General features: G+C 46.7%; 18 protein-coding genes. 2 read left to right on the forward strand and 16 right to left on the reverse strand.

Going from position 1 to position 24,937, the window contains the following annotated elements; all coding sequences use genetic code 11:
- Positions 1-5: 5 nt before the first annotated feature.
- From MHB71_RS20915 to MHB71_RS20940, 6 genes are all read right to left on the reverse strand, one after another.
- On the reverse strand, positions 6-1,310 hold the full coding sequence (locus MHB71_RS20915; RefSeq protein ID WP_340027543.1) for a cation:dicarboxylase symporter family transporter: 1,305 nt from the start codon (positions 1,308-1,310) through the stop codon (positions 6-8).
- A 176-nt stretch (positions 1,311-1,486) separates the two neighbouring features.
- Positions 1,487-1,855 (reverse strand): hypothetical protein, encoded by a 369-nt coding sequence (locus MHB71_RS20920; RefSeq protein ID WP_017690595.1) that lies wholly within the window; start codon positions 1,853-1,855, stop codon positions 1,487-1,489.
- Positions 1,856-1,955: 100 nt separating this feature from the next.
- Positions 1,956-4,874 carry an NHLP bacteriocin export ABC transporter permease/ATPase subunit gene (locus MHB71_RS20925; RefSeq protein WP_340027544.1) on the reverse strand — a complete coding sequence of 973 codons (2,919 nt, stop codon included), beginning with the start codon at positions 4,872-4,874 and terminating at the stop codon, positions 1,956-1,958.
- Positions 4,875-4,899: 25 nt separating this feature from the next.
- Positions 4,900-7,056, reverse strand: coding sequence for an NHLP family bacteriocin export ABC transporter peptidase/permease/ATPase subunit (locus tag MHB71_RS20930; protein WP_340027545.1), 2,157 nt, complete (start codon positions 7,054-7,056; stop codon positions 4,900-4,902).
- A gap of 43 nt (positions 7,057-7,099) precedes the next feature.
- Positions 7,100-8,059 carry an NHLP bacteriocin system secretion protein gene (locus tag MHB71_RS20935; protein ID WP_340027546.1) on the reverse strand — a complete coding sequence of 320 codons (960 nt, stop codon included), beginning with the start codon at positions 8,057-8,059 and terminating at the stop codon, positions 7,100-7,102.
- The gene (locus MHB71_RS20940) at positions 8,052-9,272 is read right to left on the reverse strand and encodes an ABC transporter substrate-binding protein (RefSeq protein ID WP_340027548.1); all 1,221 of its coding nucleotides are present in this window, start codon (positions 9,270-9,272) and stop codon (positions 8,052-8,054) included. The genes MHB71_RS20935 and MHB71_RS20940 overlap by 8 nt, the downstream gene beginning before the upstream one ends.
- Positions 9,273-9,529: 257 nt before the next feature.
- On the opposite strand from MHB71_RS20940, the gene MHB71_RS20945 reads away from it, so the two are divergent.
- On the forward strand, positions 9,530-10,249 hold the full coding sequence (locus MHB71_RS20945; RefSeq protein ID WP_076253775.1) for a response regulator transcription factor: 720 nt from the start codon (positions 9,530-9,532) through the stop codon (positions 10,247-10,249).
- 100 nt (positions 10,250-10,349) lie between these two features.
- On the opposite strand, the gene MHB71_RS20950 is transcribed toward MHB71_RS20945, so the two are convergent.
- The 3 genes from MHB71_RS20950 to MHB71_RS20960 form a co-directional block, all read right to left on the reverse strand.
- Positions 10,350-11,339 (reverse strand): phosphotransferase, encoded by a 990-nt coding sequence (locus MHB71_RS20950; protein ID WP_340027550.1) that lies wholly within the window; start codon positions 11,337-11,339, stop codon positions 10,350-10,352.
- A gap of 131 nt (positions 11,340-11,470) precedes the next feature.
- Positions 11,471-13,195 (reverse strand): sulfate permease, encoded by a 1,725-nt coding sequence (gene sulP, locus MHB71_RS20955; protein ID WP_340027551.1) that lies wholly within the window; start codon positions 13,193-13,195, stop codon positions 11,471-11,473.
- A gap of 166 nt (positions 13,196-13,361) precedes the next feature.
- A complete protein-coding gene (locus MHB71_RS20960) occupies positions 13,362-13,691 on the reverse strand; it encodes a metalloregulator ArsR/SmtB family transcription factor (protein WP_017690603.1) in 330 nt (109 codons plus the stop codon).
- A 193-nt stretch (positions 13,692-13,884) separates the two neighbouring features.
- Between MHB71_RS20960 and MHB71_RS20965 the strand changes: the two genes are divergently transcribed.
- Positions 13,885-14,829: an alpha/beta hydrolase gene (locus tag MHB71_RS20965; protein ID WP_340027552.1), complete on the forward strand. Its 945-nt coding sequence runs from the start codon at positions 13,885-13,887 to the stop codon at positions 14,827-14,829.
- Between the two features lie 109 nt (positions 14,830-14,938).
- On the opposite strand, the gene MHB71_RS20970 is transcribed toward MHB71_RS20965, so the two are convergent.
- The 7 genes from MHB71_RS20970 to MHB71_RS21000 form a co-directional block, all read right to left on the reverse strand.
- The gene (locus MHB71_RS20970; protein ID WP_340027553.1) at positions 14,939-16,516 is read right to left on the reverse strand and encodes a glycoside hydrolase family 43 protein; all 1,578 of its coding nucleotides are present in this window, start codon (positions 16,514-16,516) and stop codon (positions 14,939-14,941) included.
- Complete coding sequence (locus tag MHB71_RS20975) at positions 16,513-17,346, reverse strand: carbohydrate ABC transporter permease (protein WP_081745822.1); 834 nt, start codon at positions 17,344-17,346, stop codon at positions 16,513-16,515. The genes MHB71_RS20970 and MHB71_RS20975 overlap by 4 nt, the downstream gene beginning before the upstream one ends.
- Positions 17,347-17,427: 81 nt before the next feature.
- Positions 17,428-18,402, reverse strand: coding sequence for an ABC transporter permease subunit (locus MHB71_RS20980; RefSeq protein WP_036606005.1), 975 nt, complete (start codon positions 18,400-18,402; stop codon positions 17,428-17,430).
- Between the two features lie 126 nt (positions 18,403-18,528).
- Positions 18,529-20,202 carry an extracellular solute-binding protein gene (locus MHB71_RS20985; RefSeq protein WP_340027555.1) on the reverse strand — a complete coding sequence of 558 codons (1,674 nt, stop codon included), beginning with the start codon at positions 20,200-20,202 and terminating at the stop codon, positions 18,529-18,531.
- A 175-nt stretch (positions 20,203-20,377) separates the two neighbouring features.
- Positions 20,378-21,952, reverse strand: a complete 1,575-nt coding sequence (locus tag MHB71_RS20990) for a response regulator (protein ID WP_340027556.1) — start codon at positions 21,950-21,952, stop codon at positions 20,378-20,380.
- A gap of 11 nt (positions 21,953-21,963) precedes the next feature.
- Entirely contained in the window at positions 21,964-23,766 is a 1,803-nt protein-coding gene (locus tag MHB71_RS20995; protein WP_340019258.1) for a sensor histidine kinase, read from the reverse strand.
- 199 nt (positions 23,767-23,965) lie between these two features.
- Positions 23,966-24,814: a GNAT family N-acetyltransferase gene (locus tag MHB71_RS21000; RefSeq protein ID WP_340027558.1), complete on the reverse strand. Its 849-nt coding sequence runs from the start codon at positions 24,812-24,814 to the stop codon at positions 23,966-23,968.
- Positions 24,815-24,937: the final 123 nt, after the last annotated feature.

The raw sequence follows: 24,937 nt of genomic DNA on the forward strand, positions 1-24,937 counted from the left end.
ACGATTTATACTTCAACCTGTCCTGGAGTGTTAGCCGTTTGATAGTGATCATAGTTATCCTTTCTGGCTGACAATAGTGAAGTGGTTAGACATTGTATGGATACATTCGCAGCCGTAATGATAGGATCAATAATTGGATTCATAGCCAAAAGCAGAATGATGGTGACCTCGGAAGGCAGACCCAGCATCTCCGCAATAACCGCTATCATGCCAATAGAGACAACACCCGGGGAGCCTGCACCAGCAATCGATATCACCACAGCCCCTGCAAGCACCGCGATCCACTGCGACAACGTAAAGTCAAAATCATACAATTGAACGGTAAAGGTGATGCCAAGCGTATACACAAGCACCATACTGTAACGGCACATGATCATGCCCAGGGGTACGACCAATTGAACGATACGCGGATCTTGCTGAAGCTTCATACTCAGTGCCTCCATACAGGTTGGAACGGTGGCGATACTATTCCGTGTACCGAATGCCAGAATTAACGTATCCTTCAATGCAGACAGGACTACCCGGACAGGCTTCCGCAATGTTACAGCCATCATCACAATAGATAGCCCAATCAGAATCACGCTGGAAATGTAAAACATCATAATCAACTTCATCATGGCAGGTAGAATATCCAAATTTAGTGTTGCGAACTGCCCTGCCATCATACAGAAGAGTGCAAAAGGCAATGCGTACATGGACCAGGAGATCACCTTTTGAAACGCTCCAAACAATACATCAGCAATCTTCAGCACGTCATCTCCCTGCGGTGTCCGCATCATGCCGACTGCCACCCCAACGATCACGGAAAAAAACAAGATTTGCAGCGTATTGTTTTCCGTCAGCGCTGTGAATATATTGGATGGAATCATGTTAAGCAAAAACGAAAATATCCCCTGCGGCTTCTCTTCGATGGACAGGGCACTGTTATCGGCGCTCAGATCGTATACAATAGCCCCAAGTACATGTTTGGATTCTTCTGGCAGCCCTGCACCCGGACGACCTATTCCACCAAGACCGAGACCCAACAGACCACAGAATATCAACGCTATGGTATATACCATGCACATGCGAACGATCATCTTCATCGCTCCGCTCTGGATAAACAGACTGCCGATGCTAGAGATGATGGCGGTCATCATAATGGGAATGACACACATCTTCAAAAAGGACAGATACAGATCGCCAAAACGTGATACGGCATGAGCCAACTCAGGAACGTATAATCCTGCCGCAATTCCAGATACCATACAGAGCACAATCATCCAGAATGATTTGATCCATTTCAATGAGAAAGCTGTCTTCCTTGACACGCAGGCACCTCTTGTTCGTCATTGTAGCCATAGTGACTGCTGCACTGAATTCCTGTTCAGACAGCGGACTTTTCGGCTCGTGTTAAGCAATTTGGAGTGCGATCCTACCTGGGTAGGGGATCACACTCCAATTCATTCCATGCTTTTTAATATAAGTATGAAGTATATAAGGAAGACTACTTGGCTTGTGCGTTACCGTAATTCTCTCCAACACGGATGGCTGCTCTTGCAGCATCCTCGGCAATACTACCCACGCCATTGAAGAAATCAGTTGCGCCGTCTTTGCTACCACCAGCCACAGATTCCAGCTCGGTTTCTGTCAACTCATCCGCCTCGCCGCGTGCTTCTGGCAATACAATCGTTGCGTGGTAACCTGTTCCATCCACTACATTGATTTTGAACTCACGTGGTACTTCTTGACCCGTTTCTTGCTGAATTGCTGCGTAGATGTCGCTTACAGCCAATGCGCGGAATGCTGCATCCGAACTTGCCTTAGCCATAACTGCGTTAACCGTTTCTTGAATCTGCTCTTCTGTCCAACTCATGTAATGATTCCTCCAATAGATCGATTTGGTTTCTTACCTTATTCAGCATAACAGCCCAGTTTCAAGCAACGCTCAAGGTTACTTCAAGTTTAGTTCAAATCTACGCCAGCTGACGGCTGGCCAGTTCCGCGAAGAGCCCATTCTGCTCCATCAGCTCCTGATAGGTACCAGACTGAATGATTCTGCCTTTATCAAATACATAGATATGATCCGCCTGCGTAATCGTACTGAGCCGGTGTGCAATCACAATCCTTGTCACCTGAAGCTTGCTGAGGCTTTGGCTGACAATACGCTGTGTCCGGTTGTCCAATGCACTTGTTGCCTCGTCAAAAAAGAGAATCTTCGGCCGTTTGGCAATGGCTCTGGCAATCATTAAACGCTGCCGTTGCCCACCGGATAGTGTACCTCCACCTTCAGAAATGACCGTATGCATTCCCATGGGCATGCTGCGGATGTCATCATCGAATCCAGCCATGGCTGCGGCCTCCCAAGCATCCTGAATCGTCAGATCCGACGTTCCTGTGATATTTGTGAAGATATCACCGGACATCAGTTTACTATTTTGCAACACCACGCCGAACTGACTCCGAAGCAAGCTGATATCAAGCGAACGCAGATCCTGACCATCGAAATAAATAGAGCCGCTCTGAGGTTGTTCGAAACCAAGTAACAGTCGCATCAAGGTAGACTTTCCACAGCCTGATGCCCCGACAAAGGCTACATATTGTCCTGATTTGATATCCATCGACAGGTCGTTCAACACAAGTGTCTGATCCTCTTCATACCGGAACTGGATATGGCGAATCTCGATCGCTCCACTCACCTCACCCGGATCTTCCAACTGATCATGGATTTCAGGTAACGTTTTGAGAATGGGTTTGGCTCGTTCATATAATGGAATAATGTTCACCACGGATAATAGTGCTGTAGCCATACCGAGCATGGCCATAAGGAAGCTGGTAAATGCAGCGAAAAAGGCGATAAACTGTCCTGCCGACATTTCTGAACGGGTAGAGACCACCAGATAGAACAACACCATTGATGTCAGCAATGGGAAAAAGGCATGAAATACACTGGAGAAGCTATCCAGCATCCGAACTTTATAGGACCACTTTTTCTGCTCCGCAAATGCTCTGGCCCACAAGAAGAAAGCCCGGTTCTCGGCTGCTGCCATCCGAAATTTGCTCATTCCGTTCAATAGCTGAAGTACTGTTCCGGCAATCTGTCCCTGAAGCTCCAACAATCGGCGCTGGTAACGTACCTGTAGCAGGCCAATCGCAAAGGTAAATGACATGGAGATGAGGACAAGACCACCCGCCACCAAGGCAAGAACAGGACTATACCGGAACAATAATGCAAATTGAAAAATGGAGAACACACCTGTTAGCAGCGAACTGATTACTGCACCGGATAACAGCTGCCGAATCGCATTGATGCTTCCCGCTCTGGAAGCCAAATCCCCGGCTGAATAGTTTCGGAAGAACGAAACCGGCAGATTCAGCAATCGATCCCAGATGGCAGCCTGAACCGCATTCTCCACGCGTCCTTCCATACGCAGCGCGGCAAGTGAACCTGCGAGTCGGAACAAGGCAATCGATAACACGACCGCGATGAGGATAAAGGCCATCTGTACCAACGGCCCTCGATAAGACTCCGGTATAATGGTATCCACCAGAATACCGCTGGCGAGCGGGACCATAATGCCCAGTAATCCAGCCAGTGCCCCCATCAGAATCACCATCACGAGATCCCGACGAACCGAGTGGTGAGCACCATACTGAAGCAGGTCTTTGATGCCAAGCTCGCGCGCGGGAAAAGGCCGGTAAAACATGTACGCCATCGGCTGTATGGTAGCCGCCATTTCATCATTAACGAACCCATTTTCCCCGTGCAATGGATTCTCCCAGCGATAAGAATTGGCCCCTGCCGGGATTAATGCAATTGGCTCGCCTGATGTCTCCAGGTATCCAACAAGCGGTCCATTGTCCGCTTCCCACCATTCCCCTTTAAGTGCGACCTGGCGGGACCGCACACCGGAAGATTCCGCCATCTCCTGGACAGGTGAACGCTTCGATTGGCTTTTTAATTTTCGTGTAACAGGCTTCATCACGATACCAGCATAGTCCCCAACGATCTTGCCTACGGGGTAAAGCGGATCAGTAGAATAAAAAGAGACAACTTGCTGCTCATCCGGCCCGGTAACGGCAATCAGTTTTTTGAGCGCATGGTCCATTAAGGAATCATCATGCTCCGTACGCTGTTGCAAGCGTTCCTGTTCCTGCAAGCGTTCCTTGGCAACGACGATTGACAGCCTGCTGGCGATTAATCGATGAAACGCATATAACCCGTGAAGTGACGGATCTGTGGGTAACCAGGACTGTGTTGCTATTACATCAACGACAGCCGCTTGTTGCGTTTCCAGCCAGCCCGAGGACGTTACGGGTATGTACCAAGCATCTTCTGTAGTAACGGGATGTTCTTTCCCCCAGAGTACCATGCCATCCTGTACTTTAATCCATACGGTACGCATCGGCCTCCAGGTCTGATCAGGTATCAGATTCTGATCTTCCCCAGGTTCCAACAGTGTAAATTCAAGTGGTGAATTCCGTACATTCAGTGCTGCCGACCAACTACCAACCCACTGATCTACCCTGGATGCCAGCCACTCGTTATCCCACTGGTCGTTTACTCTTCGGTTCAGGAGTAACTCCTTATCTATCCGGAATACTTTGGTACCGACAGACGCTGTTAACAACAAGCCCATTCGCTCCACCATCTGACCATTGTCAAAGCCGAACAAGAGCGCTCCCTCATCCAGACTGAACATATAACGGCGTTTATGTCTTGTTCCGGCGTTCTCTCCTTCCATGACTACAGCGAATACATCCACGTAACCGGAAGCCACGTACCATACACTGTTCTCATCCGTGATCAGAATAGGGTTATTTCCTTCCACATCATGAATCGTTCCAACCTTTGTAAAAAATGACTCCATTTTCGGCCTGATCGGCTCTGCCACGCTTTCACCCCCTTCTGCACCCCTGTTACTGACTCTGAATAAGACGGGTGTAATATCCATTTTGCTCCATCAAAAACGTATGCGTTCCCCGTTCAATTATCTTCCCGCGTTCCAGTACAATGATCTCATCGGCATCCCGGATGGTGCTCAAACGATGAGCCACCGTAATACAGGTCAGACCTCTGCGCCGAAGACTGTAATCGACCAATTTCTCTGTTGCCGGATCAAGTGCACTCGTCGCCTCATCCAGGATCAGAATCGACGGGTTGCCTGAAAGGGCTCTGGCTATTTCCAGCCGCTGTCTCTGTCCTCCGCTGAAGTTACCGCCATTCTCCGAAATCATGTGGTCATACCCACCGCTACGTTCTGCGATATGGTCATGAATGACGGCGTCTTTGGCTGCACGAACGACATCCGTCTCTGGAATCGTTGCATCCCAGAATGTAATATTTTCCTTGATCGTGCCTTCAAGCAGCACAATCTCCTGATCCACAACGGCCAGGGAATTGCCCATCCGATGCCTGGAGATCTCATCCCGACGCAGATCATCAAATCGAATCTCACCTTCCCACGGTTCATATATTCCGGCAATCAGTTTTGCAATCGTGGATTTTCCGCTACCCGAACCACCAACCAGAGCCACCTTCATACCTGGCTGAATAGACAGATTAAACTGGTCAATTAACGGTGCCTCCAGCTTGCTGTATCCGTATGTCAGATTACTGATCTGTACCTGACCGGATAACTTGGCACGGTCCTTCTGTTCGTCTGTTTCATCCAGATCCGATTGAATCTGACGATCCACCGGATATTGCAACACGTCATCCAGACGTTTCATGCTTCCTCCTGCTTCCTGAATCGTTCCTGCCAGCATGACCATCTCATTCACAGGCTGACTGAAGCTTGCCGCAAGACTTTGAAAAGCCACCAACGAACCAATGGTCAACGCCCCGTCCATGACTTGAAAACCGCCAAAAAATAACACGGCAACAGCCCCCAGACTGGTCAACAGTGTGGGAACAGACATCAGAAACTGATTGGATACGCCAAATTGCTGATTGGATTGCAACAGTTTTGCCTGATAACCTGACCATTTGACGAAAAAATCAGACTCAGAGCTATTGGACTTCAACGTCTCAATAACCTGAAGTCCATTCATGGAGACACCCTGCATCTTGCCGCTTTCCTGCAACAGGCGCAGATTCTGATCGTTGCGCTTACGCGTGATGAATTGCATGAATATAACATTAAGCAGGGATACCCCTACCGTAACTACAGCTAGCAATACACTGTACTGCAACATCAGGAGCAGATAAAACAGGATCATGACACAATTCAGTGCAGCGACTGCCAGCTGTCCAGACAACAGCTGCGCGACCCGATCATTGATGGCCACCCTTGATGCGATGTCTCCGCTATGCCGTTGGGAAAAAAATTCAATCGGCAACCGGAGTACATGCCAGAAAAAACGACTGGATGAGCTTAAAGCCAATTTCATCTCCAGTCTGAGCAAGTAGTAGCGCTGCAGCCAAATCAGCAATGCACGCAGCAGCGCCGTTATTCCCATACCAACCAGAAGCGGGAATAACCAATTGTTCAGATGTCCAAGTAAGACCTGATCAATAAAAATTTTGCTGAACACCGGAATGACCAGACCGGGCAGAACCAGAAACAATCCTGCTATAATCGCATAGACCAGTGCCTTCTCCGAACCTTTGATTCGACTGGAGAGAGAGCTAAGCAGACTTGACGTTTTGCCTTGTGGGACATAACCCTCCGCAGGCTTCATCGTCAGTACAACACCCGTGAACGACTGATCCAATTCCTCAAAGGTAATCTCCCGCGGGCCCGTAACCGGATCATTGAGGAACACCCGATCCTTCTGAATGCCCTCCAATACTAGAAAGTGATTGAAGTTCCAGTGGATGATGACCGGCCATGGCATGTTTCTCAGATCCTCGGGATTTTTACGGTACCCTTTGGCTTCCATTCCATATTGCCTTGCTGCCTTGAGAATATTGTTCGCTTTACTGCCATCACGGGACACGCCACAGGATATCCGAAGCTCCTCCAGCGGAATGAAACTTTTGTAATAGGAAAGTACGATCGACAGTGAGGCAGCTCCGCATTCTACAGCTTCCATTTGTAATACCGTCGGCGTTTTCACTCTTCTTGGGGCCACTACTCCATCATCCTCCCTATGCCTGTTCGACTATATTGACTCCTCATTTGAAATAGGGAATGACGGTTGCAATCGGTCGCTGCGAATGAACCGTAATGGTTCCATCCATCGTCATTCCGCTATTCAGACGCACAGGCGGACCTTGTTTCGTTGTCCAGTTATATCCACTCGACAACTCCGAGTTAGGTGAGAGATTCACGCGTACTTCCAGCGAGAGACCTTGTGAGGCCATCTGCTCTACAAGACCCTCGTTACCTAATGTAGACTGTAACTCTTGTACCGTTACGGGGAATTCAGATACCGAAACGACCTGCCCGATCATGGAGCCATATTCTTCACGATTAACGGTACTTGGCGAGACGCGGACTTCCATGCCCGGAAGTAACTGCTTGCCTTGATTTACGGGCACATATATAACCCCTATTAATTCATCCGTCTGAGACCCGTAGGTCTCCATCCGGAACATCTCCGTTCCTTCACCCACATACATTCCATTCTTAACTAACACCTCGGTGACCTTTCCTGTGTAAGGACTGACCACTTGAGTCTGGTATTCATAGTTCAGTAACTGCTGCTCCTGCTGCTGTTTTAACTTGCCCAGCTCCGCAACACGTCCTGACTTGCCTTGAGATGAGGCACTTTGCAGATTGGTGATAGCAAGCTTCGTTTGCCTGATCTGGTCAAGCAATGCCGGTTGCTCGATCCGACCAATCACCTCTCCTTGCTGAACCGTATCATTCTCCACCACTGCAATATCGGAGATTGCGCCTTCTGAAGAGGTGTGTACCGTTTTTAGGCCGCCCGGCCGAATCAATACACCCTGTCCTTCTGCCCTCGTGGTCATGGTGCCAAAGATTCCCCAATACAGCGCAGCTGCCAGAATTAAACCTGCTCCGATGAGCATCAACCAGCCGCGGGGAGAGGTGACTCGTACCAGATTATCCAGCTGTTCAGGAGAAGACAGCCGCTCAAGGGCTACTTTTCGAAAAACCTGTTTATTCATCCTGACCTCCCCCTTTCGCTGAATCTCGTGATGAATCTGAAACGGGCGTCTCATTCAGGGTCTGAAATTTGCCCTGCTGTAACTTCTTCATTACAATGCTCATTCCCTGAACATCACCCTGGGTATCAAAAAAGTGTTCACCCGTAACCCCCTCCCAAGATGTAAGGTCGGACAAAGCTTCTGCTATCGCTTTCGGACTTCGTGAACCTGCTTCTTCTATACCCGCAGCGAGTAATTTCAGTGAATCATATGCCTGTGCTGCCCATTTGTCCGGTGCCTTACCATAGTGTTTAATATAGGTTGATCGAAAATCTTGATTGACGGTCGATTGTCCCTGATCATCGTATACGGAAGCGACGATTGTGCCTTCTACGGACCCGCCGCCTTGTGCAAACTCAGCCGAATCAAGCGCATCTCCCCCAATGATAGGGGTATCCATACCCGCCGCACGGATTGCTTTGACAAACGTAATGCCTTCGTCAGCCCTAGTCGCTACCATGATCAGATCCGTGTCCAGTGTTTCCCATTTATTCGCAATCCGCATCATGTCGGCTCCGTCCTTATAACCGGATACGCGGTCAACCACATTCTGTCCGGATAGGGTAGCCTGACGTTCAAATGCATTCGCGAGCCCTCTACCATACTCATCATCGGTATAGTAGATTGCGATATTCTCATGTTTCGTGCCCGCAGCATACAGGGCAAGAGATTGCCCGATCTGATTATCATTCGGTATATTTCTAAAAATATAAGGACTGCTCACATCGGTCAGTTTGGGCGAGGTCGATGCCGGAGACAACAGTACAATGCCCGCATTGGCATATATACGTGAAGCCGGTACGGTTACGGAAGAACCCCGATGTCCAATGACCGCGCTGACGGAGGGATTATCGGCAAATTGCTGCGCAATGGCCATGCCCTTTGTCGTGGAAGCGCCATCGTCCATCTCCAGCAATTTAATTTTTTTCCCTCCCAGAACACCCTCTTTGTTAATCTGCTCCAGCGCCAACTGAAGTCCTTCACGGAATTGTTCATTCTGCTTTTCAAAAGGCCATACAGCTCCCACGATGACTTCATTTGATGAGCTTCCAAGCGTCTTTTCTCTGATCTGGTCTGGCGCAGCGTCAGATGAACACCCACTGATTACCAGTGCACCAAGCAGTACCACACTCCACAACACCCATTTCAGGCGATTCCCCCCACTTCCATTCACTAGACCTATCTCCCTCCAGAGCTCAAACCTGGAACGCCCAAGTTTTAATATCATTAATTATAGAAGGAGCCTAATCATCAAGACCATAAATTGAAATTCAAGTTAACCTCAATTTCATATCAAATTTTATGTATCCAATCGACTTATCCCGGTCCACATGCGATACTTGAAACAGAATACATCGAGGACTTTCAACGAACGATTGGAAGGATACGGACTTTGACCAAAGCGATATACATAAGGAGAATGAAAGCCCTATGTCTTTGAAAAACACGATTTTGATCGTCGATGATGATCATGAAATCAATGAATTGTTAACGATGTCTTTGAAACGGGAAGGTTTTCAGACTATATCTGCATACACTGGCGTGGAGGCACTTCGAGCTGCACAGGAGCATTCACCTGATCTTGTACTCCTGGATGTGCTGTTGCCTGGGATGGATGGTTTTCAGATCTGTAGCGAGATTCGTAAAACGAGTAATGTGCCTATTTTGTTCGTAAGTTGTAAGGATGAAGCCACAGACAAAGTCATCGGACTTGGGCTGGGAGGGGACGACTTTATCTCCAAACCATTTAGTCCAATTGAGCTGATTGCACGAGTCAAGGCTCATATTCGGAGAAACAACATGCCACAGAAACAAGAGGAACAGGTGGATGAAACGCTGGTATTTGATCAACTACTCATCGACCCAGCCACCCATCGTGTACTCGTCGGTGACAAACCCATTGCTTTGTCGGCCAAGGAATTCAAATTATTGTTCCATCTTGCGAAGAACCCTAACCGCGTATACAAAAATGAACAGCTTTTCTCGTTGCTCTGGGATGATGTGCATATGGGCGATACGCATACAGTTATGGTGCATATCTATAATCTGCGGAAGAAGCTGGAACAAAATCCGGCCAAGCCACACTATATCCGTACAATTCGGGGTGTCGGGTACAAATTCAATGACAAGCCTGTTGAATTCGCAGAGTAAACGTATTACAGCACACAGGTATGTACGTTCATTCAAACTAAAAAAGCCGCCAGAATGGCGGCATGATGATGGTAACTATATTCTCTTTTTCATTGAATGATTAACTAACGATATCTGCTTCCCGGAATTCTTCCACGAAACTATCCAGCCAATCCGAACCATAGTCCAGCGCACCCGTATCACTCTCAATAAAAGCAACATCTAGTCCCATCACCCAGAATCGGCGAGCAACAATAAAGAGATCAACCGCCTGCTCATCTTCGGCAGAGAAACTTCTGACTGAACGATATCCTGCCATGAGCGTTTCCCATAATGCTGCTTTTCGTTCATCAGACTGTCTTTTTCGAACTTTCACTTGAGCTAAATCATAGGCACGCCAGCCTTTGGCTGCCCACTCGAAGTCATAATGGATGAACTGATGTTCCTGTTGAAATACATTGTTATTCCCATGCATATCGCCATGGCACAGACCAAAGTCCAGGTCTTGCCTGGAAGTGGCAACGATGCGTTCTTTTAATGTTGTGGCAAACGTATGGAGAAATGCTGCTGCTTCATTGTTCTCACCGATATAGTGAATAATTCGCTCAAGAGGTTCGTCAATAAGTAACTTCAGATCCAGCTCATATCGTGGCAGCTCCATGTTCACCTGATCCATAGCCTCATGCAATTCAGCGGCAGATTGACCAAAGGCGTAACAAGACTCCTCATCCTCCAGGTTGTTCTCCGTACCCTCAATATACCGAAACATTACAGCAACCCGCTTGCCTTCCGCAGCCTCCAACACCGTATATCCCGTATGATCTTTCTTCTCGATGTATTCTCCAATGTCGGTATGTTCCGCAGAACCTAGAACGTTCTTGAGTTGAGACAATAATGAAAGCTCATACTGAACATCTGCCTCCGTGATTTCAGTGCGGTAGATACGGAGAATGTACATGCCACTGGACGTGCGAACCCGGTAGGTATCATTTAATCCTCTAAGCCAAAACAAACATTCTTCCCATGTTCCAATGTCATATTGATTACTCAATGCAGACCCCAGGTACCTGGGGTTAAGCACTGAACGTAAAGCAGTCGGTTGAATGGACATATGGTTGCTCCTTCGGTTTAATATGATTATTTTTCATCTGATGAACGATGTAATCCTTTCACCTATCAACCTATAACATAGTATATTTTTCGTTTATTTTCCAGAATATATATTTTGATGAGTAATATTCTTTAGACTCCTATAGTTCCATCTCTCGATAATGCAGCACATTCACGAAAGGCAAAGTGTTTGCACCCCCTACATTTCTGAACATCCAGATGCACTAATGCATAATTGATGGCTTCACCCGTGTGCTCAAACATATGATCCGAACCAATTCGTTCAATCAAACCTGTTCTCTTCAACATCTCCAACGGTTGCGCCTGAATGCCTGAAAGTAAAATCCTGCCCCCGGATCTCTCCATATGTTTGACAACACGGGCCAGATTGGATTCACCTGTTGTATCCATAAAAGGCACCTTGCCCATGCGCAACAGCAGAGTGCCTGGTCGCCGATGAATCGAATCCATGACCGACTTCTCGAACATATCCGCTGCGCCGAAAAAAAGTGGCCCTTCAATTGTATACAGGCTTATTTGCGGACAGTCATGTCCTTCCCGAACCATGTGGGCCATGACTTTCTCATGTTTATGATCGGGATCGGGTAGTACTTTGGCAACCTTCAACATCTCACTCATCCGTTTAACAAATAAAAGGACCGCCAGAATCAACCCAACCTCTACAGCCGTTGTTAAACTTGTAAATACGGTCAGCAAAAAGGTAATCAGCAGAACGAGTGAATCACTCGTTTTGGTTTTCATGACATGTACGAAGGATCTTCGTTCACTCATATTCCAGGCAACCAGCATGAGAACGGGAGCCATACTGGCAAGAGGAATGTGCGATGCATATGGCGCAAAGAGAACAAGAACCAGCAAAACCACCACACCGTGAATCACGCCAGACCATGGCGATACTGCGCCGGATTTGATATTTGTTGCTGTGCGTGCAATCGCTCCTGTTGCAGGAATACCACCAAACAACGGCGTCACCATATTAGCAATCCCCTGCCCAATCAACTCTCGATTGCTGTTATGCCGACTTCCGGTCATGCCATCGGCAACCACTGCGGATAGCAGTGATTCAATTCCACCCAGCATGGCGATGACAAAAGCGGGTTGCAGCAGGTTCACAATACGCTCCCAAGTGATCTCTGGCACATGAAACTGAGGCAAAGAGTTAGGTATGGCGCCAAAGGACGAACCAATTGTAGCCACCTGCCCTTCAAAAAAGAACGCCGCGACTACCGTCGAAAGAACCAGCCCCACCAGTGATGCAGGCACCTTTGGTGCAAACTTGGGCACAAGCAGAAGAACAGCCAGACAGATTCCAGCTGTAAGCACACTGTATATATTAATCGTCGAGATATGCATCCCGATTTCTTTCATATTGGACCAGAAATCCTCGTGTTTCTCGATGCCTCGAAGTCCCAGAAAGTTCGTAATTTGTCCGCTAAAAATAATGACGGCGATCCCTGCCGTAAAACCGATAGTCACCGGCTTTGGAATAAACTTAATTAATGCCCCGAGCTTGAATACGCCCATTAGTACAAGCATCAAACCGGCCATCATTCCGGCGATCAGCAGATTCTCATATCCATACTGCATCACAATGGCAAATAGGATCGGAATGAATGCCCCCGTTGGCCCGCCAATCTGGAACTTGGACCCACCCAGCAAGGAAATGAGAATCCCTGCGATTACTGTGGTATATAATCCATACTCCGGTTTGACCCCGGAAGCGATGGCAAAGGCCATACCGAGTGGAATCGCAATGATACCTACAATCAGTCCTGATAACAGATCCTTGCGAAAAGCGGCAGCATTGTACCCTGCATATCTCCCCATCCATTTCATGTACCAAAACCTTCTTTTCTTCATATATTTGAATATTTGAATATATTTAAAAGACTACTCCCCTGCATACGTCCTGTCAATCGGATTACGCACAATCCCAGCAGGAACCTAACACAAAAAAACAAGAACCTCCGGAGCTTACACCCAGTTGCTCTTGTTTATTGTGTCAGGACTCTTTACGAATATCTTCCAGCATGGAAATGGCATCAACCAGATGATTGTCAAAAATCTGTTTGGTGACTGCCAACAGGTCCTTAATCAGCGGATCACGCAGCGAATAGGTGACGGTTGTCCCTTCTTTGATTCCGTGGACAACGTTTTTGCTACGCAATACAGCCAGTTGCTGTGAAACAGCAGAGCCTTCCGATCCCAGAATGCTTTGCAGTTCATTCACGTTCTTGGCTCCTTCACTCAGCAGCTCCAAAATCTGAATCCGCATCGGGTGTGCCAACGCTTTGAAAAAATCCGCTTTAAACTGTTGTATGCTCTGATTCATACGCTATGCCCCTTCAATCGAACTTTTGAAGATGCAAATATCATAACATAGAACGGGTACCATGCTTTACTCTAACCATAACGGTTTGATAGAAAAATTAAGATTGACCTTGAAGTATACTTCAACCTTTATACTTTACTTATAGTCTCCACAGACCGTATATCTGAACTCCATCAGGAAGGGTGATTCCTCAATGAACATGTATATCCATAATCACAAACGCTCGTTGACGAGCTTTCTATTCGAGAAATATATCGGAACGTTAGATACCAAGAAAATTTTTTCAACACGCGAGCTTACCCGCAAACACCTGGATCATATGGGCTTGGAAAACATTAAACCTTATATCTTGGGTAAAACAAAACTGTCATCTTCCATCAAAGAGCGCTCCCATGAAGACATGCAGGTGTTCACCTTAAACGATCAGCATTCCCGTGAACAGAGGGTCATTCTCTACATTCATGGCGGGGCGCATACACACCAGCCGCTGTCTTTACACTGGAAATTCATGGACCGTATGGCTCAGGCTCTGAATGCCAAAGTTGTTGCTCCCATCTATCCAAAGGTTCCACATTTTAACTATCAGCACACGTATCCGAAACTGCTCAATCTATATCGGGATCTGCTTGCCTCCGTGGACGACCCGGCACAACTCACCATTATGGGGGATTCTGCAGGCGGGAACATATCCCTAGCCTTGGCCCATTATCTGAAGATGCATGATCTCCCGCAGCCCAAAGATATCATCTTGTTATCACCTTGTGTGGATATGGTGCTGGACAATCCGGTCATATTCGATTACGAGACCCGCGACCCTATGCTCGCTGTCGAAGGGTATGATGTCATCCGGCGGATCTGGGCAGGTGACAAACCTTTGAACGATCCGTTAATCAGTCCAATCTACGGAGATTTCGCCGGTCTGGGCAAAATCAGCATCTTTATCGGGACTCACGAGGGTTTGTTTCCTGATAATATGAAGCTCGACAAACTGCTGACGGATCAAAGAATCGATCATCAAACGTACGTTTACCCCAAAATGAACCATGTCTTTGTCCTCTATCCGATTCCGGAAGCCAGGGATGCGCAGCGTAAAATAGTTAACATCATAAAAAGCTCAGCACATGAAGCTAGACAATAGACTGTAATGCCTCCCCATAGCCCTTTCGCAAAAAGAACGAAAAAAAGCTCAATCCCTGGACTACCGCCACCGGATTGAGCTTTCTTGCTGTTATTCTGTCATCTAAATATTATTTATATGAACCATATTCAAACCAGTCAAAGTCCGCTACCTGATCGGAAGAAGTACCGTTGCTACTGCTAAACATTCCGATACAACAGCCAACAAAGCCGCCAGCTACTTCGGTGCTCAGGCTGCTTGTATCCACCTGTTCCGCCACCAGATGATACTGACTTCCATCTGTGCTGTAATAGAAGTTTAGTTGCTGACCTGTTGCGGCCAGTTTGATATACACCCGCGATACATCACCCTCCAGCGCGATTTGCGCAATGTGGCTATCCTGACCATCTATAACGGTCACCACACGCAGCACCTGCTGTTTATCCGCCAGAGCACGCTCAATCCGTACGTGATACAGATCGTTCTGAATGACGACAAGACCAGCCGTTTCGTTGGCATTCCCGGGCACAAATTCCATCGCTGTAGCTGCGACATAATCCATATGCCTTTGACGCAGACAAACAAAACTGGAATTTTCTTTTTCCTTCAATGTTTGCGGTTTCAGCTTCAGTCGCAAGTATCCTTTTCGTTCGGTTAATGAATAGAGATCCTCCTGAGGATTGCGCAGGAACATCCATTGCAAGCCCAGTTTATCACTGTCAAAATGGTCAAAACGCAGTTGCGGCTCTACCGGAACAGGCTTCAAATCCAACGTGCCCTGCTCCTCCAGGATTCCGCGGCCCTCATTAACAACAGGCCATCCGTCCTCCCAAACGACAGAAGCAAGGAACGTCTCCCGCCCCAGATTGCTAAAGCTCCCTCCATATGGACGCGAAGCAAGCATGACCATGAACCATTGACCGTTCGCAGCCTGCACCAAGTCGGCATGTCCTACATTAACAACAGGGTAACGTTTACCCAAATGGCGATGTGTAATGATTGGATTATTCGGATTCCCGACGTATCCTTCAGTCAAATTTTTACTACGAGCAATGGTCACCGCATGGTTTGGCCCTGTGCCTCCCTCTGCAATCAATAAATAGTAATATTCATCGATCTTATACAGGTGCGGGCCTTCCGGCCATATGACATCCACCATCGCCCCACGCCACAGAACGTAACTGTCTCCCACCAGCTTCATACTGCCCAGATCCAACTCCCGCAGCCACACTTCCCAGTTCCCATTGTAACGAACTCCCTCGGAGCAAGGACGTGTACCAAGGTAATACGCTTTGCCATCATCGAAGAAAATTGTAGGGTCTATGCCTTCTGCGCCTTCAATAAAATAAGGATCAGACCATGGCCCAGCCGGGTCGGTAGCGGTTACAACAAAATTGCCGCCATGTGATACATTGGTTGTAATCATATAGAAGGTGCCTTCATGATACCGGAGCGTTGGTGCGAATATCCCCTGTGAATGGCCTGCTCCCTGAAGATTTAACTGTGAAGGGCGGTCCAGCACATTTCCAATCTGTTTCCAATTCACTAGATCACGGCTCTGAAAGATCGGAACGCCAGGAAAATAGGCAAATGTTGATGTCACCAGATAAAAATCTTCACCCACCCGGCATACGGACGGATCTGGATAAAACCCGGGCATAATCGGATTGTTAAACGTGCATTGTTCGCTTTGAGTTGCATTCTTCATTCTTTTACCCCTCCAATGGTTAGTCCAGTCACAAAGTATTTTTGCAAGAACGGATACAGTAAAACAATCGGCATTGCCGTCACAACCGTGATTGCTGCCCGAATGGATACAGGCGTCACCATGTTGGTTACATTTTTGAATGAATCCACGTTGACGGTCCCCCCCTGTGAGGTCGCAGAGGATAACAATTTCATCAGCTCATACTGCAAGGTGGTCAAATTCCGATTTCCCGCCGTGTACAACATGGAGTCAAACCAGGAGTTCCACTGACCTACAGCAATAAACAGTGCAACCGTAGCCAGAACCGGTTTGGATAGGGGAAGCACGATACGCATGAAAATCCGAAAATCTCCGGCTCCATCCATCTTCGCGGATTCAATCAATCCCTCCGACAGTCCCTGAATGTAGGTACGAATGACGATCATGTTGAACACCCCGATCAACCCGGGAATAATGTATACCCAGAAGCTGTTCAGCAGCCCCACTTGTTTGATCAGCATGTATCCCGGAATTAAGCCGCCGCTGAAATACATCGTCATGACAAACAGCGTTGTGACCAATTTGTTAAACATATACTCCTTGCGGCTCAGTACATAGGCCAGCATGGCTGTACAGAACAGCTGTACAACCGTTCCCACCACGGTTCTGGCGACCGAAACAAATGCGGCTTGTGTCAGATTCGGGTTTTGGAATACGGAAACGTAATTTTGCAGCGTCCATTCCCTCGGCCAGAGATAGATCCCCCCGCGGATCGTATCCAGCCCGTTATTGAAAGATACGGCAATGGTGTTTAAAAAAGGATATAACGTAACAACCATGACAAGCAACATAAATATGCCATTGGTGATGGAAAAAATAGAGTCTCCCAAGCTTCGTTTTCTACTAAATCGTTTCACAGCTCTGCCCCCTTATCATATCAATCGCTCTTCACCAAGAGACTTGGCAATCCCGTTGGCGATAAATATGAGCACCAGACTGACCACACTTTTGAAAATGCCTGCTGCGGTGGCAAGTGAGTAGTTGCCGAGATTAATCCCGTATTTCAAAACAAAAATGTCGATCGTCTCGGATACATCCTGCACAAGTCCGTTCCCCAACAAGTATTGAATCTCAAAACCCGCGTTCAGTACGTTACCAACGTTGATGATAAGCAGGATAATAATCGTTGGTTTGATGCTTGGAAGTGTGACATTGAACATTTTACGAAACCGTCCGGCTCCGTCGATGGAAGCTGCCTCGTACAAGCTCGGATTAATCGACGCCATGGCCGCCAGATAAATAATCGTGCCCCAGCCAATTTCCTTCCACATGCTGGACAGACCTACAATCCCCCAGAAGTATTTGGGTTCGGCAAAAAAATTGATCGGTGCATCAATCAGGCCCAATTTTGTCAACAGCACATTCACTATTCCTGTTTCCGTTGATAATACATTCGCAACAATACCTGTTACGATGATCCATGACAGGAAATGCGGAAGGTAGGAAACCGTCTGTACCACACGTTTGAACAATACCATTCGCAGTTCATTCAATAAGAGCGCCAGACCAATCGAGCCGACAAATCCCAGAAACAGACTGATCAGGCTCATCGCCAGCGTATTGCGAATGACACGTAAAAATGTAGGGTCCGTGAATAACGTTCGAAAATGATCCACTCCAACCCAATCCTGCTCCATAAAACCAATGCCAGGTCTATAATTCTGAAACGCCATCAACCAGCCCCATAATGGTCCATACGCAAAAATAGCGATAAACGCAATAAACGGAAATGACATCCACATTAATTGTCGCTGACTTTTCATTCTGGACAGGTTGTACCCGATCCAGCTTGTTCCCGCTGGGATATGGCTGGTTTTTAACGAAGGCTGCAACTCCTTTTTGGCCATGTTTTTTCTCTCCTTGCTTACGAGTTTATCTATATCACCCAGTCTGGGTGAATCGATTCCATTCCTATCCAATCTAGCGTGTAAGAAAGGCTACGGGGTTCCCCATAGCCTTTCTGTGACAGGCCTTTATCCCCACAGTTCCATACGTCTGCGGACTTCTTCCGTCAGCGCATCTTCATACGCTTTAATATCTGCACTTTCCTTGAGCGTGGCTTGATATTCTTCCCAAGCCTTATCAAATTCGGCTGGTGAGGTCATAATCATTTTGGGTAGCCATTTGCGTTTTACATCGTCCATTTTCTGTCTGGCGATGGTCTCCGGTTTATTCGGTTCAAAATTATAGGTATAGATTGGGAACCACGGTTCATTTTCCTCCGCGGGTTCAAGGAAGTCGGTAAACTTCGTATATCCATAAGCCTTCAGCACTTTTTTGTCGATGTCATTCAATGTGGCAAGGTACTCCTCCGGCTGCTCCTTAGGGTCAAGGGCATTCTTCCCGTCAGCGGTCATGCCTTCATGATGCGGGAAATAGACCAACGGGCTTCCCGTGTTTGCCAGCACCCAGTCCGGATCTTTGGAATTCGCACGTTGCTCTTCATTCCTGGAGAACACACCTTTGTCATCGACTTGGTAATCCACGCCTTCCTGTCCCCAAGTTCTCAATACTTCCATATCAGGGTCCAGCAAATCATTAATATATTGAAGTGCTCCCTCGATATCCTCGCAGCTCTTTGTAATGGCCAAGCCGCCATTCACGTTAAGGATTGGATTGTTCTGATAGCGCCCTTTAACATCCTCGGAGAGTGTAATGGACAATGGTACATAGGTTTTGTCATACAATTTTTGCTTCACGAGTGATGCCTCGGCGTCAAGGAACTGCCATCCTTGATCCACCATGCCCAGCACACGTCCGGTTGAAATTTTGGAGATATATTGATCATAGTTTGCTGTAAAGGTTTCGTTATCGACCAAACCTTGATGATATACCTCATTGATCTTCTTGAAATATGCCTTCGCTTCCGGAATGGTATTATAGTTTTTGGCCGTCAGCGTTTCTTTATCAACGATGGCTGCGCCTTCGTTAGGATAACCAGCCATGAAGAGCGGAGGGTTCTCCAGTGCGAAATAACGCCAGTCATAGGAGATAATTTCAAATCCAATGGTTGGCTGACCATCAACGGTCGGGTGAGCTGCTTTATATCGTTCAATCAAGTCGAAGTATTGGTCAAGCGTTTTGATTGTCGGATAATTATCCCACTCCAGTACGGCCTTCTGAATCCAGAATGCTTCGCCGTCATGAGATACTTTCATTGACTTTTCTTGTATATTGCCGAATTGAGGAATGAAGTAGATATGTCCATCCGTCGTATTTTTCATCTTCTTCCAGTCTTCGCCCAGGTAATTTTTGATATTTGGATATTTATCGATGTAATCCTCAAGTGGTACTAACGCGCCTGCTGCTACCAGTTGCTGAGTACCATCACTCCCATCGATAAAATCGGGATATTCGCCGCCTGCAATAAGTACACCAATCCGCTCTTTGGCCGTTTGGCCCGTAAGCCAGTCCATCGTGACTCTGACGCCTGTTTTCTCCTCAATAGCCTTTAACACCCGATTATCGTCAGGCGCAATTTTTCCCGGTACGGCAAAAAATGCGGAAAATTGTTTCAATTCCCTTCCATCTGCTGTCTTTTCCCCTTTCGAGGACGATCCCGGTGTACATCCAGTGAGTGCGATGACCAGTATTAAAGCGAGCAGAGCACTATACTTGATTCTTTTTCTAACATCCTTTTTCATCATGACCCCTCCATCGATTATATTGACAGAAGCTTTTTGGAAAGCGCTTTCCAAAGGCTGACTTAAAATTATCATGCTTCCATGCCCCTCTCAACGGGATAAACTATAGATGGAATCCCACTAATTCCAGCATCTGCGAAAAAAAATATCCCGCCGCTCCGTCAAGGAGTGCAGGATGTTAATCAAGAGAGTACGCAGCATGGGCACTTTTACGATATTGTGCAGGAGTCTCCCCCATGAGTTTCTCGAACCGGCTAATAAAGTAATCGGAATCCCGATATCCCACCATTGTTGCGATTTCGTATACTCTTTGATCTGTTCTGCGCAACAGCCGGGCGGCTTCCTCAATACGCAATTGATTCAAATAATCACTGAAGCTGATCGAGAAATGCTTTTTGAAAATCTGACCCAGATATGCACTATTCATGTAAAACTGCTCCCCAAGCAATTTCAGGCTGATATTTTCTCTGTAATGCTCGTGAATGAAGGCCTCGATTTTGGCTAATACGCCCATCGCATTTGACTTTTGCTGCTCCTTCAGTTTCTCTGCGCACATGAGCGAGAATTCGCATAAATGTTCAATGTTTTCCTCCATGGATAACATCGCGTAGTTCACCTTCAGAAAAGTCGATTCCATCAACCCCGAATCTGGAGTAACCGTATCGTTATTCACGAGATCCAGCAATGTGTATGCCAAATAATGCAAGTGAATGCGGACAATACCAGGCTCGATTCGCTCATCCAGAAAAAATCGAAAAATGGCCTTTGCATGACTGTATAACTCATCCGTCTGCTGTTCCTCAATAGACTTGACTAGCCCATCAAATAATTGTTTTTCGAACTGTCCCGGCCGATTAACAAATAAGGTCGTATCCATAAGTTCGAAGTAATAAATGGGCCTGCAAGTGGTGAAGAAACGTAAGCTTTTCATTATGCCGCAGGATTGATAAGACTCGTGCAGCGCCTCCAACTCATGTACTTCCTTCCCGACATAACAAGCAATAGCCGCCTCTTGACCATGGCTCAGATCGGCATGTAATCGGGTCAAATATTGCTCCAAGGTCACTGCCTCACGGTTCACCATCAGGTCCGTAACCATAAGCAGAACCGCATTTTTATCACCTGTGAACGGCTTCAAAATTTGTCCCGGCAAAGGCTTGCCCACCCATGCCTCAACCCGAGCGCACCAATCCGTTCCCTGTTCTGGACCGGCTTCCGCCTCAATCAGGATGCAACGCAGTATGCCGACATCTTGATAGTGGGGCTGCAGACTCGTAACAGCATCCTCCTCAGCCACCCCAAGCAAGATTGACTGCATATGCTGAGCCATAATAATCCGATCTTTTTTTTGCTGATATCGCTTCTCTTTCGTCCGCGCATTAAATGCGACCCTGAACTCCTCAAGCACCTGAACCAGTTCGGTCTTCACAATAGGCTTGAGAATGTAGTCATCCACCTGGTATTTAATCGCCTGCTTGGCATATCCGAACTCATAGAATCCACTTAGAAGAATCAGCTTGATGTCACCGTTATATTGCTCGTACAAGGTTTTGGCAAGCTGCAATCCGTCCATTTCCGGCATCTTAATGTCGGAAATCACCAGATCGGGCTGTATAGCGCGGATACACTCCAATGCCTGCATGCCATTGGAAGCCTGACCGCAAATCTGAAACCCGTAAGACTCCCAATCAATTAACAATAGAAGTCCTTGGCGAATAAATGGCTCATCGTCCACAATCAGCACGTTGATCATATCCTCGCTCCTTATTCTTGAGATGCCTGCATAAGAGGAATTTGAATGCCAATCGTTGTTCCCTTCCCCTTTTCACTGAATATGTGCACCTGAACGAAATCATCAAAATACATCCGCAGCCGAATATATGCATTCATCATACCAATGCTGCTAAGCTCGCTCATCCGATCCATACTCGGGTCTTGCATCATTTTGCGGAGCGAGGCCAGCTTGTCCTGATCCATACCGACTCCGGTATCTCGAATGGAAATGTACAGCTCATTACTTCGAATTTCGAATAATACCTCCACGACCCCATCATTCGACGTCCCCTCAATACCATGGATACAAGCATTCTCCACAAAGGTGAGAACGGTTAGCTTGGGTATCATCATGGCAGCAATGGATTCGTCTGTGATCCGGATTGCAAATTGCAGCTTTTCACCAAAGCGATACTGCTGAATACTCAGATAACTCTCCACAAAATTGATTTCCTCTGCAATTGTAATCAGATCATCGCCCCAATTGATCGTCTGACGTAACAGCAGTGCCAGTTTATGAATGACATCGGAGGTTTCAAGCTCGTCCTTGATCAAACTCCGCATACGGATCGTTTCAAGCGTGTTGAACATGAAATGGGGATTCACCTGACTCTGAAGGGCTTTCAGCTCCGCCTGCTTTTTGGAGAGCTCAAGGGCTTGCCGCTCCACCTGGCCCTTAAACACAATCTCAATCAGGTTCTTGATCTTGATGACCATCATGTTATAACTATGGGTCAGGCTGCCGATCTCGTCTTTGCCCACAGGTCCCGATATCACCTCAAATTTCTCATGCTTCACTTGATCCAGGTGTTTCGCTATCCGATCAACTCTGATGACCAGTGATCTGGATATCAACCAGATTAGCAGTGTCGGCACCAACAGATTAAGAATGATTAGTAAAGTCAAATTAAGCTTGGAATTAACAATCTCCGACAGAACGTCCAATTTCTCCGTGCTGACGACAATCTGCCAATCCTCGGATACGACGGGAATCGATTGCATGGATTGAACAGGATCAATTGAACTGTTTGCAATCAGATTAAATGGCTTGCGCATCTGATTCATTTTTGAATCGTTCGAGAAAATGACCCTGCCATCCGAAACGACATACACCTTCCCATTTGCTCCCTCATTTTTAAGCGATTTGTTGATGAAAGCGTAGTCCAGATCAACCTTTAACACCTTTTCAACCTGTTGCTCCCCAAAGTAATCCAGCTTGCGAATAATGCTTACTTTGCGTCCTCCCTGACTTTGCGACATCTCCGCCTGCTGTTTGTCAAAATACGAATAGATCATGATATGGTCGCTCGTGTTCATCAGCGCTTGATACCAATCACTTTTCTTCACCTCATCATCCAGCTTAATGAAGTTTCCTCCATTGACGAATGTATCATTGCCAACATAAAACGTAATTTGATTCACCTGCTGGTAGCTGTAGTAGTACCTGACCAGATTGTTGTTGCTAAGCATATCATAGTAGGCAGAGTAATAGTCTTCCTGATCGCGATACTTGAACTCCATGAACCGGTTCAGCGTTCCATCGGTATAGAGAAAATTGGACACATACAAGCTATTGTCTATACTGTTCCGCAGGTTGAACTTGATCCTTTGCTGCATCTCATTGAATCGGCTATGCTCCTTCTCTTCAATGTTACCTTTGATACTTTGGTAAAACACGGTATTTGTGACCAGGACCGGGACCAGCACACAAAAAATGAACAATATGTACAACTTGGTTTTGAGACTCCAATCATCCAGAAACTGAATACGCTTACAGTATTTCTTGCGGCTCATGTTATGTCTTTGTCTCCTCTAACCATGTCATATATCAACATTATTATAACGAGTACAGGATGGGTTGGATACTGCAATCCAGGATTTCCGGGAAGCCTTTAATCAACCTCCCGTTCAACTGGCCCAACAAGACAGACACTAACACCCCACATATTTTCGTATGAACCCGATCTGATCTTAAGTCGAAACGGGTATCTCGTTATAATTTCAAGAGCATTTCGTACTGGCCCACATGATATGCAAAACCTGATTTGACCAGGAGGAAATCTTGCATCGGTTTCAGATGAGACTCCACATTGAGGACACTGATTCTAGGCGATTCTGTGCGTTGGACCATCTCTGTCAGGATGCTGCTTGCAATACCTTTGCCCCGGTAATTTTGGTTCACTGCAAGCTGGGGAATATCACCTGTTTTTTGATCTATAATGCCATAACCAACAATGCTGTGATCCTGACGTGCTACCACATAGATAAAAGCCTCCGGTACAGCGTAGATGGAATCAATTGAATTTTGCCAGGAGGGCTCCACATCCCAAAATTCCTTAAACTGCTCCACATCGATTCTCTCCACACATTCCACCGTGCAGGTCGTTTGCGGTATGAATTGATCTTTTTGCAACTGGAAACATGAAAATTCCCTTTGAATTTTGAAGTTTTGTTTACTGTACAGCTGAACTGCAGATTCGTTGGATTGGATGACTTCCAGCAAATATTGCTCTACATTTTTTTCTTTTAACAGCTTTTGAATATTCAAGAGCAGATTGCTTGTAATGCCTTGCCGTCTGCAATCTTTTATAACGCCTGTCCCAAGGTCATATGCAGTTTCCTTTCCATTCCAGCTTCGAAGTCCATTGATAACAAATCCAACCATTCTCTCATCCTTAAAGGCTCCCATAGATATTTCGGGGTGATACCCCCTTCGTTGGAGCATTTGTTGAAACTTCCAAAAAGGCAAATCCATTTTAACCTGGTAGTCGGAGAACGCATCCACAAACGCCTCGTGAAGTGTCTCCATGCTTATTTTGTCCAACAATTTATAACTGTACATTAGGGCACTCTCTCCTTTAAAAAGATGAAAACAATAATATATTAGGGCTCATGATCCCTATCCTTATTTAAATATTCTACTAAATAGTGTTAAAACTATAAAGTAATATCCGTACGATAAAAT

Source organism: Paenibacillus sp. FSL H7-0940 (assembly GCF_037979415.1).
Taxonomy (GTDB): Bacteria; Bacillota; Bacilli; order Paenibacillales; family Paenibacillaceae; genus Paenibacillus; species Paenibacillus amylolyticus.